Origin of the sequence: Bacillus sp. J14TS2 (genome assembly GCF_018333015.1) — a bacterium.
Lineage (GTDB): Bacteria > Bacillota > Bacilli > Bacillales > Bacillaceae_C > Lederbergia.
Genome location: NZ_BORE01000006.1, coordinates 19,219 through 34,229, shown reverse-complemented (window position 1 = coordinate 34,229; position 15,011 = coordinate 19,219). Strand labels below are relative to the sequence as shown.

The window sequence follows — 15,011 nt, the reverse complement described above, 5'->3', positions numbered from 1 at the left end:
GAAAAAAGGTGAATTTATTAAGGAGTGATCGTATTGTCGAATTTTGAAGAAAATGTAAAGGGCATATTAAGACAAATAACTTCAAATCCATTAATTATTATGATGTGTGGTGTATCAGGTTCAGGGAAGACGACATTCGCACAACGCTTGGAAACAGAAGGGTTTGTACGTCTTTCGATTGATGAAGAGATTTGGAAGGTTAATGGACGATATGGAATAGACTATCCTGTTGAGAAATATGGCGATTATCAAGTCGAAGCTGAAAGAAGGCTTCGTAATCAATTGATACGTTTAATTCAGGATAAACGAAAGGTTGTTATTGATTTTAGCTTTTGGCAAAAAGCCAAACGAGATGGATACAAACAGCTAATTGAAGAAGCTGGTGGTGAGTGGAAACTTATTTATTTGAAAGTTAGTCCTGAAATTATTCGCAAACGGTTGGATGTACGGAGTAAAAGATTTGATGCAAATGCAGCTTTTCCAATCACCGAAGATACTTTAACATCTTACCTAAACGGATTCGAAGTACCTTTATGCGAAGGGGAAGTAGTTATAGAGTCAATATAAAAGGTAGTTGACAATCTAGTTTTGATATTTTATTATCATTTTATAAAATGATAATAATTTGGAGGTAATAAACCAATGAAAGGAAATGCCGATTTACTTCTTCATCCCGTGCGGATGCGAATTGTACAGCAATTGTTGCTAAACAAACCGCTGACGATTGCTCAACTTGTCGAGATACTTGGTGATGTTCCTCAAGCTACGTTATATCGTCATATCAATCTTTTACTCGAAGCAAATTTAATTGAAGTGATTGAAACAAAAAAGGTGAAAGGAACAGAAGAACGCAAATTCTCAGTCAAAATAGATAACTTGCAAATTCCTGAAGACGAAATTGAAACGATCTCACAGGAGGATCATATCCGTCATTTTTCCGTATTTCACGGTAATTTACTTCAATTAGCAACGTCTTATTTGGAGAATACATCCCCTGAACAGTATGAACAAGAAGGATTTAGCTATGCGTATGTACCTTTGCATCTGTCAGATGAGGAATTTAAGGAGCTTACCCAGTCCATTCATCAAGCCATTGAGAAAGTGGTCCACAACGAGATAACACCTGAACGAACCACTCGGATTTTTGCAAGCATGTTTATTCCGCAAGACTCACAAGAATTGTAGGGAGGTTTTGACATGCATTATGGTTATCACATTGGAATGGATGAAATTGGAGCTTGGTTACCATTACTTTTGCCGATCTTAATCTTACATCTGATCTTATTTTCTGTGGCATTATGGGATTTATTAAAAAGAGATCAAAGTGCGGATTATAAATGGTTTTGGGGTGCGGTGATTATATTGGTTAACATCATCGGCCCCATTTTATATTTTGTTTTAGGAAGGAGGCAACGCTCAGATGCACCTACTTCAAGTCAGTCAACTCCAAAAAAAGTACGGAAATCATGAAGTCGTTCAAAATGTTGATTTTCATATTAATCAAGGAGAATGTGTGGCTCTTCTCGGTCCTAACGGAGCAGGTAAAACAACGATTATTAAAATGATATTAGATATAAACAAACTTACAGGTGGAAAAATTTTGCTTAACGGAAAACGCCATGATCAAATGCGTAAATTTATTGGGTATTTACCGCAACACCCTACTTTTTATCCATGGATGACGGGAAGAGAATTACTCACATTTATGGGGGGCCTTTCAAATATAGAGAGGGAGATTTTGGAACGAAGAATCAACGAATTGCTGGAGCTGGTAGGACTGGGTGAGGTAGAAAATCAGCTTATTGGCACCTATTCGGGAGGAATGAAACAGAGGTTAGGGATTGCACAAGCGCTTATCCATCAACCAAAATTACTGATTATGGATGAACCGGTTTCTGCATTGGATCCATTGGGACGCAGGGATATATTGGAATTGCTTAAAGTGATTAAACAGAAATCGACCATTCTTTTTTCAACGCATATTTTGCATGATGCTGAAGAACTTTGCGATAAGATGCTGATCATAAATAAAGGGCAATTACTTGTTAACGGATCCATTCATCAAATAATGGAACAGACTCAAAAACCAATCTTTATCATTCAGGCGCCTCGATTAAGCGAGTGGACACACCAGCTTGTGAATGAGGACATTGTTGAATCCATTGAGCTAACAGGAAATGCTGCCAAAGTGCGAGTGAAAAATATCGAGCAAGGAAGAGACTGGCTGTTGAGCAATATTTTAAATTTACATCTTCCGATTCAAAAGTTTGAATTGGTACAGGAAGGCTTGGAAGAAATCTTTTTAAGAATGGTGAAGTCATCATGAAACACTTCACTGTTCTGTTAAAGAGAGAGTGGTTGGATGCAAGGAGAAGTTACAAACTATTATGGTTGCCCATTGTTTTTATGTTTTTGGGCATCCTGCAACCTTTATCATCTTTTTATTTGCCAGAAATTTTAAAAATGGCTGGTGGACTGCCTGATGGAATGACGATCTCATTACCAGAGTTAACGGCTAGTGAAGTATTAGCAAGTGCCTTAACCGATCAATTTGACCAAATGGGCTTAATCGTGATTGTAATGGCGACGATGGGCATCATCGCATCAGATAAAAATAATGGCATGTTAGCGTTTATTCTAACGCGCAATACGACAATTGTTGAATATTTGCTAAGTAAGTTAGTGGGGCATGCAGTCATAATTGCAGGATCCATCTTCCTAGGATTTCTGACAACAGTATTTTATACTTTTTATTTATATCAAGCTGTTTCCGTGGTTAGGATTATAGCAGGGATAGGGGTTTATTACATTTGGTGCCTGTTTATGTTGACCTTTGTAATCGTAATAGGCGCTTTATTGTCTAGAACACCGGCCATTGCATTGCTGTCTATTTTTATTCTCATCTTTTTGAAGACTGTTACATTGTTGGGGGGAGGATTTCAAATCCTAAATCCGGCGCATTTATCCAATCAAGCTGTTAGCATTATAACCTCAGGCAATGTGTTACCTCACTTTTTCATCACAATGACGGTATCCGTATTACTTATTGTTTTCTGCTTAATATTTGCAACATCGTATTTATCCCGAAAGGAATTGCCTTCAATGTGATTTCCTTTATCGGGTCACTGGTTAAATAAACCATGGATGATTGGCTGTATAAATTGGAGGGGATACAAGATGAGTTTTCAAGTTGTGGCGGGTGATCGTGAATTACGACTGAATATTTCGGGATGGACAGCGGTTTTAACTTTGAGGAAGGAGATCAAAATCCCTTACACCTCGATTGAAGAAATTCGGGTGGGGAAATTTCATTTTCCATGGACTGCGGCTATTAAGAGAACTGGTATCACAACATCTGGCTATAAAGCTGGAATATTCATGATTGAAAATGAGAAATACTTTTTAGCCTATCATAACCAAAATGAAGTCGTTATGCTTCAATTGAAGGGATGTGAATTTGATCACGTTGTATTTGAAAGTAGTAATTACAAACAATTGGTTCATGAAATGAGGAAGAATTGCCCTTCAATCAACATTAGCCAAAATGAGGAAGAGGAGGATGAAATATGATCGAAAAACTCACTCCCTTTCTAATTTTTGGTGCATCACTGGGATCTGGGCTGATTGCAGGATTGTTCTTTGCATTTTCGGCATTTGTCATGAAGGCTCTCTACCGGCTCCCTCCAGAGCAAGGAATTTCGGCCATGCAGTCCATAAATAGCACTGTGCTAAATCGACTATTCCTTACTGTATTCATGGGAACATCTCTTGTTTGTATCATACTTGTGATTCTTTCATTATTAAATTGGCAAGATCCGAATGCCATTTATATATTTACTGGCAGTTTGTTATATCTTCTGGGAAGCTTACTGGTCACGGCGGTATGCAATGTTCCATTAAATGATGCATTAGCCAATGTAATAGCCACAGACCCAGAAAGTTTGGGGCAATGGAAAGATTACTATTCAAAATGGACAGCTTGGAACCATGTACGGACTATTTCAAGTTTTATTGCACTGGCATTATTTGTCTTTGTTCTTTGGCGAATGTAAGCCACTTTTTAATCATCAAATAGGAATACCCAAGGTTATCCAAGGATATTCCTAATTTCCTATGTCTATCTTCATTTCGATATTAATCCTTCCCTCAAACATTTTTCTATCGCTTGGTCACGGTTGCTTACACCAAGTTTCGCGTACATTTCAGACGCATAGTTCCTAACTGTACCTTCCGATAGAAAAAGTCTGGCAGCAATGGCTTTATAGCGCATACCTTTAGCTAAATAGCGAATAATTTCAATTTCTCGAGATGTCAGGCCATAATCATTTTTTGCATGTTTACCACCTGTAACATTTTGCTCCTTCAATTTTTCAAACACCTGATTAGCAATTTCATGGTAGATAATGGTATCTCCACGGTGAATGAAATGAAGGGTATCAATGAGCTCTTTTGCTTGAATAGACTTAAGTAAATAGCCATTTGCTCCTTTTTGCAGTGCCTCTACCGCTTGATCGATATTCTCAAAAGATGAGAGAATAACTACCTTGATCATGGAATTCTTTTCCTTTATCGCTTCCATCGCTTCTATTCCGTTCATATTAGCCATATTTACATCCATAAGTACGATATCGGGCTGGTTTAGGCTACATAATGATAAGGCATCCTCTCCAGATTCAGCTATACCTACAATTTCAAGTTGATTGTGACTCTCTAAAGTTGTTTTCAACCCATCCAAAATGGCAGGTTGATCATCTACTAAGATTACCTTGAGCGTCTCGGTATTAGCTTCGCTGTTTCTTGGAATGGTACAGATCAACACCGTTTCTTCCATATTGTCTGTATGTATGGATAAATTTCCTTGCAAAGCCTGCAGTCTTTCTTTCATCGCACCTAAGCCAAAACCGAGCTCAATTTTTTTCTCTCGTTTCAATACGCCATTATCTTCAACTTGTAAGCGTAACTCTAAGTTGTCGAAATATAGAGATACTCTGATTTCACTTGCGCGTCCATGTCTAACAGCGTTTGTTAATGCTTCCTGAATGCAACGAATGATTGTTAATTTAACTTCCTTTGATAAGCTATATTCATCTCCAAAACATCGAAACTTTACAGAGATATCCGTACTTTCCATAAATTTGTCCACTAACTGTTTTATATTTTGAATAAGGGGTAGCTCCACTGTCGACGGTTCCAACTGGTGTACAAGTTTTCGCATGTCTTTTAAACCGTCATGTGCCGCATTCAGTAAAACATTTAGTTTGCGTATAACCTTTTCATCTGTCAATGAAGAACGGATCGACTCCATCCCCATGATCATCGTTGTAAAGGTATGACCGACTGTATCATGTAATTCCCGTGATAAACGATTCCGTTCCTCCAGTAATGTGAGTTGCTCCACCTGGTGCACATATTGTTCAAGCACACTGTTTTGCTTACGTATGAGTAAGCCTTGCTTATGATTGGTCACAAGTAGCTGAAAAGCATATCCAAGTCCAAATGCCACACCATAATTTGATATTAAACGAAGAACGGTGTCAGTCAAAGATTGATCGGTGACGATCCCGATGGTAAAGGGAATGACTACAATAGCTAAGGGCCCAGACCAAATATAGACCTTTTGGATACTGTAAAAACCTATCACAAAAGCAATCGGAATAAACTGCCATATTGAATCAGGAAGAAGGAAAGCTAAAATAATGCAATAACCACCCGAAATGATAATTTCCGTAAGGATGAAATACCTCCTGTAAAATTGCTGAATTAAAAATGGAACTGAAAAGACAATGAAGGGCAATCCAAACAGAATCCAAAGCGGGAATGATAAAACGTTATGAAATTCCCATAAGCCGATTAGGACAGAGAGTAACCAAATGGAGCGAACAGCAAATACCATCCAGTCATACCAGTACCACTTTTTGATGATGTCATACATAATAGAACCCCGCTTATTTAGTGTTGTGATTATCACTATTTTACTACAAGGCATTATGAATATCAGTCATGAAAACAAATGACAAAATGTCACTATGCCTTATGACGTGAAGTATGGATAATGAAATACGCATGGGATGTTAGGGATCTGACGATATCCCGTTATTAAAAGACAAGGTGGTTTTTTATATGGAATTACTTATCTCAAATGTTAAAAATTTTGTGTATTTGTTCCTCTGGTTTTTTATTGGTTTCTTATACTTTGCTTTTTATTTAATAAGCGTAATATTTTCCGTTGGAGTAGGTTTTACTGTTGTTGGTATCCCGATTTTAGCAGGAGTTTTTCGAACGATTCCTTTTTTGCTGGATTTGGATCGAAAGGCAGCAGAAAAATATGCGCACATCAATATTCCTAGCTTAAAGTGGGGCCCACAAGATAAAGTGACAAAGGAAGTTTCAGACAAAAGAAATTGGTTTACTGTGGGAATTATGATTTTTCCACGATTTCTTCTAGGTTTCTTAACTTTTATTGCTGCTTTTGTCTGTTATTTACTGCCAATAGCGATGATTCTATCTCCTTATTTGTATAGATTATTTGATATGACAGTTCTGATGATTGCGATTGATACATTCCCACGTGCTATAGTAGCTTGCATAGCAGGAATCATTTTATTGTTATTGTTATCCTGTTTGGCGGAAAGAATTGTAAAGTGGGCAGGGAGTTATACAGAGAATATATTGGAAACGATTCGAAGCTGGCGATAAGCGTTTGATGATCGTATGTAATATAGGAGGACAAGGCTTTACTAAATGTAGTGAATTTATCAAATGGAGATTAAAAAAATCTAAACCTCCGTTTCTCCCTTTAAAAAAGGATTTCATAAGGGGACACTAATTTTGCTTTTTTTAAGCTACGATATATCAAAAACATCTTGGATAATTATGAAATCATTATAGCAGTAATGTCACAACAAACAGCATCTAGTAAAAATATCAATTTTTAGGCCCAACTGGTTGATTATCAGTTGGGCCTTATATTTTTTTAAAAAATAAGATCACTGATATTTTTGGCATTTTATAAAAAATCTTGTTGAAGGTTATGAAAGGGGAAATCATCACCCACCTTTGCGGTTGCGAAGGGAGAGGATATGCATGATAGAGCCAGATCGTACCGAATGGCAAGTTCGCTGTGCATTTAATGCTTTTTGTAAACGTGTGTTGAAGAATGAAGCAATCAATATTTACAACGAGAGACGACAACAACAAGCAAAGGAGAAGACATTTTCTGATCTCACACCAACAGGAAGGAAATCAACTCTATACCTTAGATAAGCAATATGAAGGAGAAGAAGGACAAAGTTTTCAAGTGGCTGGAAAGAAAATTACTCCAAAATTACTTGCTGAAGCATTGCGTACTTTGCCAAAGGAAAAGCGTAAGACCGTCCTACTATACTACTTTTTTAACAAATCGGATGTAGAAATAGCTGAACTACTCGATATTCCACGTAGTACGGTTCAGTATAGGAGGACAAGCTCTTTCAAAAGGTTAAAACGGTTTTTGGAGGAACATGCAGATGAATGGGATGATTAATTCTAATATGAAAACAACGAGCGTGGTTTATTGCCGTACCCAACTATTTTAGCTGCAAATAAGGGTGATCCAGAAGCAATGAAAGTAGTTGTTCTGCATTATGGAAGCTACATGACAAGTCTGTCCATGCGTAAGCTCCGAGATGAGCACGGAAATAGTTATTGGGGCATCGATGAAGATACACGTGATCGTTTACGTTCAAAGCTTATGCAATCTGTTTTAGCTTTCAAGATTTGATGAAATAATGGTTAGGTTTTCCCTTTCATTAATCATATACTGTGTTCTTTGACAAAGAAAGCATGGAAGATAACGCCGTGCAGTATATAACAAAAAATCAGATACGTTCTACTGATGATGAGCCACCTGATTTATACGCCATGACTTCCAAAAGGAACGAGCGATCATCTACGAATCTAGTGCAATCGTGGTGGATTGTTGTCGATAACTCATCAGTACGGATAATGATACTCCCCTATCGTCATGGTTCGAGCGTTCAAAGCGTCGCAAGCTATGAATAGGGCTGGAAGAAATACTTGCAGGGGTGAAATTCCCGTGGAGCTGTACCAACAGCCGTCTGATTTTTTAAGTGAATTAGATAATCGTTGTTTCTAGTATGTATTCCCCTCTGTAAATGAAAAGGGAGGTATATATTATAATGAAGGAACTAATCACAAAAGATGATTTAATTCAACTTGGTTATCCTAAATATACTTCGATACGAATTATTAGACAAGCCAAACAAATCATGGTACAAAAAGGGTATCCATTTTATAATAATAAACGCTTAGGGCGTGTACCAAAAATGACAGTCGAATCGATTCTAGGGTGTGAACTAGAATTGGAGGAAGGCAGTCATGGCTAAAACAAAATATGCTGGTGTTTATATTGATAGCTTGGGACAATACTTCTATGAAACGGAGCTTGGAACAGATCGCATTACTGGTAAGCGACTTAGGAAAAAAGGGCGTACAAATCAACAAGGAAGAAAGTTCACTTCCGCTTTACAAGCTTATAAAGAATTGGTACGGGTGAAAAATGAATACCATAAAGCAAACGGTTATGGAAATTATCATATGACATATGGTCAATTTATGGACACTGTCTACATTCCCGCTTATGAAACGGAGGTAGAAGAAAGTACTTTTTATGTTCGCAAACGAATCTTAGAAACCATGAGCGATCGTTTTTCAATGATTGAACTTCGTTCCTTAACTGTAGAAGATGTACAACGCTATCGAACTTGGTTACTTTCCGATAAAGGTGCTGAATATTCCCAAGCATATGCAAGTTTAGTATTTGGTATGTTTCGTAAAAGTTTGGATATGGCAGTTGATATGCAATATCTAGAGATTAATATTTCTAAAAAAGTGAAAGCAATCCCAAAAGGAAAAGCGGTTGTGCCATATTGGACAAAAACGGAGTTTGAAAAGGTTATTTCCGTAATTTGTCTAGATGACTTTTATGAGCATTTATGTTTTGTGATGTTATGGACGTATTTCATGACTGGGATACGTGTGAATGAAGGAACAGCTTTATGGTGGGAAGATGTTGATTTTCAAAATAAACGTCTCCGGGTCCATCATTCCTTGTATTTAAAAAATAAAAGTGATTGGAAACGAAAGGCTTATACAAAAACAGATGATGGAAAGCGAATCATTTCTTTAGATGAAGATACGATACAAGTGCTGAGGGAATGGAAAGAGCGGCAATCAAAAATGGGAATTGACGATTTCATTTTCAGTTATGATGGGACACCAATGATTAAATCGACGATTGCTAGAATCATTCAACGCTTTGCGAAACTTGCGAAGGTTCATCGTATTCAGGCGAAAGGATTGCGTCACTCGCATGCATCTTATCTTATTAATGAATTTAACATCTCTGTTTTGATTCTATCAAAGCGTATGGGTCATTCCAGCCCGGAAATTACTTTAAAACACTACTCACATATGTGGTCAGGAGTAGATGAACTCGTCGCCGAAGAAATGACAGGCAATATTAAAATAAAGACCGCAGCCAAAACAGGCATCTCATTTAACGGCAATCAAGCAATAAAAAAATAAGTTCCGCCAGAATCCCCGCCAAAGTAACTTGGAGGTACGAAAATCGTTGGTATGACAGACTTTTAGCGTCACCTGCAATCTTAGAGTGGGAATAAGAGGCTAACTTGATTTGGTGAGAGGACGCTGATTTAACAGCATTTGACCTAATCTAAAACGGACAAATTGATTAAAAATAATATAGTTCCCTGCCAAAAACCCTGCCAATAAAAAATTTTGGCAGGGAATTTTGTTTTTACACTGAATTTTGGCAGGGAACATTTTTAATAGGAAAAATAGGGTGATTATTAGGCATTTTTCTCGACAGATATGTACATGTAAGGAATTAGGTTTAGTAAAAGAGGAGGGGTAGTGTGGTTAAAAATAGCAAGAAGGAATGTTTATTAATTAATGAATTGAATCGAAAATTGTTTTTTTTGAGATAGAGGAAAAACTAGTTAAAGTCACTTATGGTTTGATGGAAGATAATGTATACACAATAGAGCAAGCAATTCCTGATTTAATCAAAATTATTGATTTACTTGAGCTAGAACAGCGGGCTATAATGCTCGAAATTAACCGTATACTGGAATAATCCAGTGAATATGAATTTGTTTCATGTAGAACGACTTATTTGACAGTGTTTATCTTAGCCTTAAACGCACAAAAAATTGATTTATAATTATATAGTTCCCTATCAAAAACCCTACCATCTTATTTTGGGTAGGGATTATTTTTTTGTATTTGAATTATCGTGAGGGATTATAATTAATTTAGTATTGATACTTTGAGATACATTGTTAAACGTATATCAAATCGTGCTGGAATTAAAAAAACGATTCATCCCCACCAATTGCGTCACAGTTATGCTACACATATGATTGACAACGGCGCTCCTTTAGAAGTGATTCAAAGTCTTCTAGGGCATGAAAAGAGTGAGACTACAAGAATTTATGCTCATCTTAGTGGAAAATTAAGACATGATTTTTACAGCAAATATTTTTAGAAGTTATGCCTTTTTGTATGTAATATATCTTCAATATTATCTTTTGTGTTAAAATTAGGTGAACAATTAGTTGAGAAATATAAGGTTAATCTATAAATAGTAACTATTTATGAATCGGGCCATTTTACGGAATAAGAAAAGGAAATAGGGCGTTTCAATACAAAAGTTAGAATAAACAGATGGGCTGATGGTGCTTAACCTATATTTAATCATGGAGGTAGATTATTTGTGAATATTCAAGTCGCTAAAATTAGCCATAAGCAAGCTATTTCTGAATGTGTGGATGCGGCTTATGGCATGTACATTGAGAGAATGGGAAAAAAACCTGCTCCTATGGTAACTGATTATACTGAACCTATTTTGAAAGGTCTTGTCCATGTAGCTGTAGACAGGGAGGAATTAAAAGGCCTTATTATGCTAATACCGAAGACAAATTACTTGTTAATAAAGAATGTGGCTGTCCATCCGAGTTTCCAAGGGCAAGGAATTGGACGTGAATTAATTGAATTCGGTATTGAGTCCGCTAGGAAAGCGAATTTAAAAGAGGTTTGCTTATATACTAACGAGTTAATGACTGAAAATCTTAAGTATTACCCTAAGTTCGGGTTTATTGAAGTAGATCGCCGGATAGAAGATGGCTTTAACCGTGTATATATGTCAAAGTCTTTATAATTCAACAATTATCTGATGGTCAAAAACAAGAATTATTGCTGAACCCACTTTTCTCCAATCGGGCGCATTTCAGGAATAAGAATTGCGTTCTTTCTTTGTGAATAGGGCCACATTGTTGAATAAGGTACTCACACTCATTTAGAATAATAATTACCGGTATAGTATAAGTCAGTGGACTATAAGGGATGCGATATATTTGGTGGCAATGAAAGAATTTTTATCGAGTTGTTTGCTTATAGTTAGTTGGTTTATATTTGCAGTGAGTGCCTATTTGCTTTATTGGACAATTATAATGCCAATACTTGCTATCGTACCTTTTCTAATTTCTTTGATTTCTGGTTTATTATGTTTTTATTTATCAAGAAAGCTTGATGATAGCAGGAAAAAACATTAGTTTTTCCGCAATCGGGCGCGATTGTGGGACAAAAAGGATACACATACTAGTTATGTGCTATCCTCTTTTTTGTTTTTTAAAAGAGTTTAGGGATTGAACTCTAAACTTTTTTTCACACTATTTTCCGATAACCTTTTTTAAAAGTATCCAAAATTGGAATTATTAATTGAGTTGTTGTAATTTTGCCATTTGTAGCTGGTTTCTAAAATGAATCAATTTTTTTAATGCAATTTTATCTGTAACGTTATAGTTGTTTATTATATAAGGTATAGCTTCTGGTATACTTTCAATCTTATGTTTAAGTAATGATTTTTGTAACATGAAAGTAGGCACACAGAAATGAAGTGCAAAGTTATTTGCTTCCATTCTTGATATTCAAGAAAAAGGCTATTTATATTTAGAATTTGATTTCCATATTGAAATAAAACATGACAAAGTTCATGTGCAAAATCTTCCCACTGTTCTTCGGTGTATTTGGCAAGTATAAAATGTATAAAACGGCAGGCCTTTTTGTGAACCACTTGCCAACATCTAATTTTTCATCATCATAGACTCTTTCATTCGTTTACTTTCTCCACCAAAGAGAATGAGGTGGGAGTGATGAATCAGGCGATCCACGACAGCTTCCGTGAGAATCGGATCACCAAAAACATGGTTCCATTGCCCGAATTGTAGATTGGTAGTTATGATGATACTCCGTTTCTCATAACACATGGATATCACCTGAAACAGTAATTCTGCCCCTTGCTTATGTAATGGAATGTAACCAAGCTCGTCCAAAATCAATAGATCAAGCTTGTCTATTCTGTTAAACAGTCTATTCAATGTACCTTTCTCATTTGCTTCCAACAGTTCATTTGCCAAGGAGGCAACAGTGTAAAATTTCACTCGCCTGCCAAACTTCTGTATGGCATTGATTCCAATGAGTCATTTTATAGTCAATTGCCGAAACGTTGGCAAAGCTATTTGAATGATTGCACCACATGACCCTTTTCCTTACCTAAACCTGGATTACAAAATTCATATTCGAAGCCATAGTGTAAAACAAATCTTTCGAAACCATCCGTTAATTCACGCCTACCATGTGGAAAAATCCTTTTCACCGCAGGGGATAAGTTATCAAAGCGAATTCTTCTAGGTACACCCCCAATGTAATGAAAGAATCGTTTCATCCCTTCTAAAAAGCAATCTTGATTCTGGGATTCGAAAACTTAAACCAGAAATACATTACTGTACGGGAATGACATAACCAGATACGGAAGTTCTACGACTTCTCCCTCTAGTTTAAACGGTGCTTCTCCAAAGTCCACCTGGGCATCCCCTGGATTTGCTTCTAACAGGAGAGCTGCCTCATCATTTGCTTCCATTTCTTCAATTAATTCTTTTTTTCGCTTAGAGACGTATGCCCTTACTGTTCGGTCGGAACCTTTAAAAGCATATTCTACTTTCAATAACTCCCAGATTCGCTTAGCGGTTCTTCAATATTTCTTTTTCTTCTTCAGATCCTCTTTCATCCACTGATCTACGATTTCTTTCACCGGATCCATTACGGGAGAGGGTTGATGTTTCTTCCCTTTCAATTCAGGTTGGAATTCATCTAAATCTGCATATTTCTGTACAGTTCTTGGATCTCTATTTGTTCTCCTCGCAACCTCTGCATATGTATGCCCTTTTCCATTAACTTGTTGTCTGATATAATTGATTTCAGTCACTTCTAACACTCCTAATCTACCTCCTGCCAGAATATTGGGTCCAACAGGAAGTGTAGTTAATTATTGAGTTGTTAGCAAGTGGCTTTTTTATGCACGGCCCTGCGGGCCATGCATAAAAGGTATGCCATTACCTACATTTTTAGTTTGCCATAAACATACGAATCATCTTTACTTTTTGCTGTTATTATTTTGATGTACTTTATGTATAAAATTTATAAGAGTGAATCCGAATTTATTGAAAATATACTGTTTGATGAATAGGAACGTAAAGAGGTTATCGGGTATAACCTCAAAGTCTTAATATAAAGGAGCATCCAATTGGAACCAATCAAGTTTAGAATGAGTCGATTGTTTTTGTATTTTACATTAATATCGGTATTTCTCTTTGTATCTGGTAATGTCGGGCGATATTTAATAGAAGTCCAAGATATGGACCGAAAAGTAGCCATGCTTCTACAAGGGGCAATATTTATTGGATTAACACTCATTGTACTATATATTCTGAAAAGGAAAAATTCCGGATCCCTTAAAAGTATCGGCTTAAAAGGTGTAAATTCATCAACAAAGATGGCGATTGGAATTGCCTTGCCTTTTATCTTACTTGGACTTGGTATTTTAACGGCTTATTTATTCGGCGGGATTGAAAATCTTCGTATGAACTTGACAACAAGTGTTGTTATTTCTGTTTTAATTAATACAATAACAGCATTTATGTATGAAGCCTTTCCAGAAGAAGTCTTTTTACGTGGTTTAATATTTGAAGAATTACGAAAAAAGTTTCGCTTTTTTACTTCGCTATTTTTGCAACCGCTTATCTTTATTTGTGTACCGATAACAGTGATGATGATGGAGTCAATATTCTTTGATAAACCATTTGCATTAACTATAGATTATTTTATCTTGCTCTTTGCCTTTGGAATTGCTCTACAGCTTTATAGAGCATATACCGGTTCACTATGGATGAATATAATATTTCATATCGTTTATCTTGAAGTTGCTCGATATATTTCTCTAGGAGGTACATATGAATCAGATGTTGCGCTATTAGAGTTTGATGAGACGTTTGAAGGCTTCATGTCGCTATATTTATCATTTTTGTTTATTGTAATATTTAGTATTATGGTGTTATCGTTTTTAATATTAAATGATAGAAGAAAAATGAGATTTAATCGTTCTTTGTGATTATCGTTTCATAAGCTCTAGAATTACAAATATACAATCGAGCCATTTAACTATTTTAGCCAGATTCTATTAACCTTAATTCCTCTTTTACGGTATTTCCATCCGTGTCTTGCATTTTTAATTGTGTTCATGTCAGGTAAGAAAAACTCATCACCAGCTTTATTAAGTAACGATATAAGATTATCAGCACCCGTATGCTAGGGTGCTGTCCTTGAAATTTTTAACACTGAAATCTTTGATTCATGTATAACATTTTTCTTAATTAAAAAGTTGTCAACTAGCCTTAATAATTTGACACACTGTCATAGGCCCTGAACCGTTGTGCCATCAGGTGTTATTGGATTTTGGAACAGTTTCTTATTGTTTTTCTACCCCCCTGTTAGAAACGGGGGGTTAAGGCGTGGCTATCGCCACGCAGGCTTAGCCCAGCACATCGGCTTTCGCTTCGCACGCCGCCGCACTGGACAGCCTTTATTGTGCCTGT

Annotated in this window: 16 protein-coding genes and 2 pseudogenes; 15 read left to right on the top strand and 3 right to left on the bottom strand. The window is 36.4% G+C overall.

What is annotated here, in order from left to right:
* The first annotated feature begins 33 nt into the window (after nucleotides 1–33).
* The 7 genes from KI375_RS10475 to KI375_RS10445 all read left to right on the top strand — a co-directional run bounded on the left by KI375_RS10475 (nucleotide 34) and on the right by KI375_RS10445 (nucleotide 4,052).
* Nucleotides 34–567 carry a P-loop nucleotide/nucleoside kinase family protein gene (locus KI375_RS10475; RefSeq protein WP_280528639.1) on the top strand — a complete coding sequence of 178 codons (534 nt, stop codon included), beginning with the start codon at nucleotides 34–36 and terminating at the stop codon, nucleotides 565–567.
* Between the two features lie 75 nt (nucleotides 568–642).
* Nucleotides 643–1,185 (top strand): helix-turn-helix domain-containing protein, encoded by a 543-nt coding sequence (locus KI375_RS10470; RefSeq protein ID WP_212973461.1) that lies wholly within the window; start codon nucleotides 643–645, stop codon nucleotides 1,183–1,185.
* A gap of 12 nt (nucleotides 1,186–1,197) precedes the next feature.
* Nucleotides 1,198–1,470 carry a PLD nuclease N-terminal domain-containing protein gene (locus KI375_RS10465; protein WP_244707341.1) on the top strand — a complete coding sequence of 91 codons (273 nt, stop codon included), beginning with the start codon at nucleotides 1,198–1,200 and terminating at the stop codon, nucleotides 1,468–1,470.
* A complete protein-coding gene (locus tag KI375_RS10460) occupies nucleotides 1,421–2,326 on the top strand; it encodes an ABC transporter ATP-binding protein (protein WP_212973460.1) in 906 nt (301 codons plus the stop codon). The genes KI375_RS10465 and KI375_RS10460 overlap by 50 nt, the downstream gene beginning before the upstream one ends.
* The gene (locus KI375_RS10455) at nucleotides 2,323–3,108 is read left to right on the top strand and encodes an ABC transporter permease (RefSeq protein WP_212973459.1); all 786 of its coding nucleotides are present in this window, start codon (nucleotides 2,323–2,325) and stop codon (nucleotides 3,106–3,108) included. Before KI375_RS10460 ends, KI375_RS10455 begins: the two co-directional genes overlap by 4 nt.
* Nucleotides 3,109–3,177: 69 nt before the next feature.
* Complete coding sequence (locus KI375_RS10450) at nucleotides 3,178–3,570, top strand: hypothetical protein (RefSeq protein WP_212973458.1); 393 nt, start codon at nucleotides 3,178–3,180, stop codon at nucleotides 3,568–3,570.
* Nucleotides 3,567–4,052, top strand: a complete 486-nt coding sequence (locus KI375_RS10445) for an anthrone oxygenase family protein (RefSeq protein WP_212973457.1) — start codon at nucleotides 3,567–3,569, stop codon at nucleotides 4,050–4,052. The genes KI375_RS10450 and KI375_RS10445 overlap by 4 nt, the downstream gene beginning before the upstream one ends.
* Nucleotides 4,053–4,123: 71 nt before the next feature.
* On the opposite strand, the gene KI375_RS10440 is transcribed toward KI375_RS10445, so the two are convergent.
* Entirely contained in the window at nucleotides 4,124–5,932 is a 1,809-nt protein-coding gene (locus KI375_RS10440; RefSeq protein WP_212973456.1) for a hybrid sensor histidine kinase/response regulator transcription factor, read from the bottom strand.
* A gap of 188 nt (nucleotides 5,933–6,120) precedes the next feature.
* Here KI375_RS10440 and KI375_RS10435 point away from each other — a divergent pair, with 188 nt between their 5' ends.
* The 7 genes from KI375_RS10435 (at nucleotide 6,121) to KI375_RS10405 (ending at nucleotide 11,239) form a co-directional block, all read left to right on the top strand.
* A complete protein-coding gene (locus tag KI375_RS10435; RefSeq protein ID WP_212973455.1) occupies nucleotides 6,121–6,696 on the top strand; it encodes a sensor domain-containing protein in 576 nt (191 codons plus the stop codon).
* A 460-nt stretch (nucleotides 6,697–7,156) separates the two neighbouring features.
* On the top strand, nucleotides 7,157–7,522 hold the full coding sequence (locus KI375_RS10430; protein WP_483861598.1) for an RNA polymerase sigma factor: 366 nt from the start codon (nucleotides 7,157–7,159) through the stop codon (nucleotides 7,520–7,522).
* Between the two features lie 30 nt (nucleotides 7,523–7,552).
* Nucleotides 7,553–7,759, top strand: coding sequence for a helix-turn-helix domain-containing protein (locus KI375_RS10425; protein WP_212973454.1), 207 nt, complete (start codon nucleotides 7,553–7,555; stop codon nucleotides 7,757–7,759).
* A gap of 418 nt (nucleotides 7,760–8,177) precedes the next feature.
* A complete protein-coding gene (locus KI375_RS10420; RefSeq protein ID WP_212973453.1) occupies nucleotides 8,178–8,384 on the top strand; it encodes a DUF3173 domain-containing protein in 207 nt (68 codons plus the stop codon).
* Nucleotides 8,377–9,585: a tyrosine-type recombinase/integrase gene (locus tag KI375_RS10415; protein ID WP_212973452.1), complete on the top strand. Its 1,209-nt coding sequence runs from the start codon at nucleotides 8,377–8,379 to the stop codon at nucleotides 9,583–9,585. Before KI375_RS10420 ends, KI375_RS10415 begins: the two co-directional genes overlap by 8 nt.
* A 763-nt stretch (nucleotides 9,586–10,348) precedes the next feature.
* Nucleotides 10,349–10,567, top strand: coding sequence for a tyrosine-type recombinase/integrase (locus tag KI375_RS10410; RefSeq protein WP_244852523.1), 219 nt, complete (start codon nucleotides 10,349–10,351; stop codon nucleotides 10,565–10,567).
* A 228-nt stretch (nucleotides 10,568–10,795) separates the two neighbouring features.
* Nucleotides 10,796–11,239, top strand: a complete 444-nt coding sequence (locus KI375_RS10405; protein WP_212973451.1) for a GNAT family N-acetyltransferase — start codon at nucleotides 10,796–10,798, stop codon at nucleotides 11,237–11,239.
* Between the two features lie 925 nt (nucleotides 11,240–12,164).
* Here KI375_RS10405 and KI375_RS10400 read toward each other — a convergent pair.
* Both KI375_RS10400 and istA read right to left on the bottom strand, forming a co-directional pair.
* Nucleotides 12,165–12,560: pseudogene (locus KI375_RS10400) on the bottom strand (ATP-binding protein); the annotation flags it as partial.
* 53 nt (nucleotides 12,561–12,613) lie between these two features.
* A pseudogene (gene istA, locus KI375_RS27360) lies at nucleotides 12,614–13,354 on the bottom strand (IS21 family transposase); the annotation flags it as partial.
* A 309-nt stretch (nucleotides 13,355–13,663) separates the two neighbouring features.
* Between istA and KI375_RS10385 the strand changes: the two are divergent.
* Entirely contained in the window at nucleotides 13,664–14,527 is an 864-nt protein-coding gene (locus KI375_RS10385; protein WP_212973448.1) for a CPBP family intramembrane glutamic endopeptidase, read from the top strand.
* Nucleotides 14,528–15,011: the final 484 nt, after the last annotated feature.

Coding starts and splice junctions, on each gene's coding strand:
- KI375_RS10470 (WP_212973461.1), top strand. CDS start 643: ATGAAAGGAAATGCCGATTTACTTCTTCATCCCGTGCGGATGCGAATT.
- KI375_RS10465 (WP_244707341.1), top strand. CDS start 1,198: ATGCATTATGGTTATCACATTGGAATGGATGAAATTGGAGCTTGGTTA.
- KI375_RS10460 (WP_212973460.1), top strand. CDS start 1,421: ATGCACCTACTTCAAGTCAGTCAACTCCAAAAAAAGTACGGAAATCAT.
- KI375_RS10455 (WP_212973459.1), top strand. CDS start 2,323: ATGAAACACTTCACTGTTCTGTTAAAGAGAGAGTGGTTGGATGCAAGG.
- KI375_RS10450 (WP_212973458.1), top strand. CDS start 3,178: ATGAGTTTTCAAGTTGTGGCGGGTGATCGTGAATTACGACTGAATATT.
- KI375_RS10445 (WP_212973457.1), top strand. CDS start 3,567: ATGATCGAAAAACTCACTCCCTTTCTAATTTTTGGTGCATCACTGGGA.
- KI375_RS10440 (WP_212973456.1), bottom strand. CDS start 5,932: ATGTATGACATCATCAAAAAGTGGTACTGGTATGACTGGATGGTATTT.
- KI375_RS10435 (WP_212973455.1), top strand. CDS start 6,121: ATGGAATTACTTATCTCAAATGTTAAAAATTTTGTGTATTTGTTCCTC.
- KI375_RS10430 (WP_483861598.1), top strand. CDS start 7,157: ATGAAGCAATCAATATTTACAACGAGAGACGACAACAACAAGCAAAGG.
- KI375_RS10420 (WP_212973453.1), top strand. CDS start 8,178: ATGAAGGAACTAATCACAAAAGATGATTTAATTCAACTTGGTTATCCT.
- KI375_RS10415 (WP_212973452.1), top strand. CDS start 8,377: ATGGCTAAAACAAAATATGCTGGTGTTTATATTGATAGCTTGGGACAA.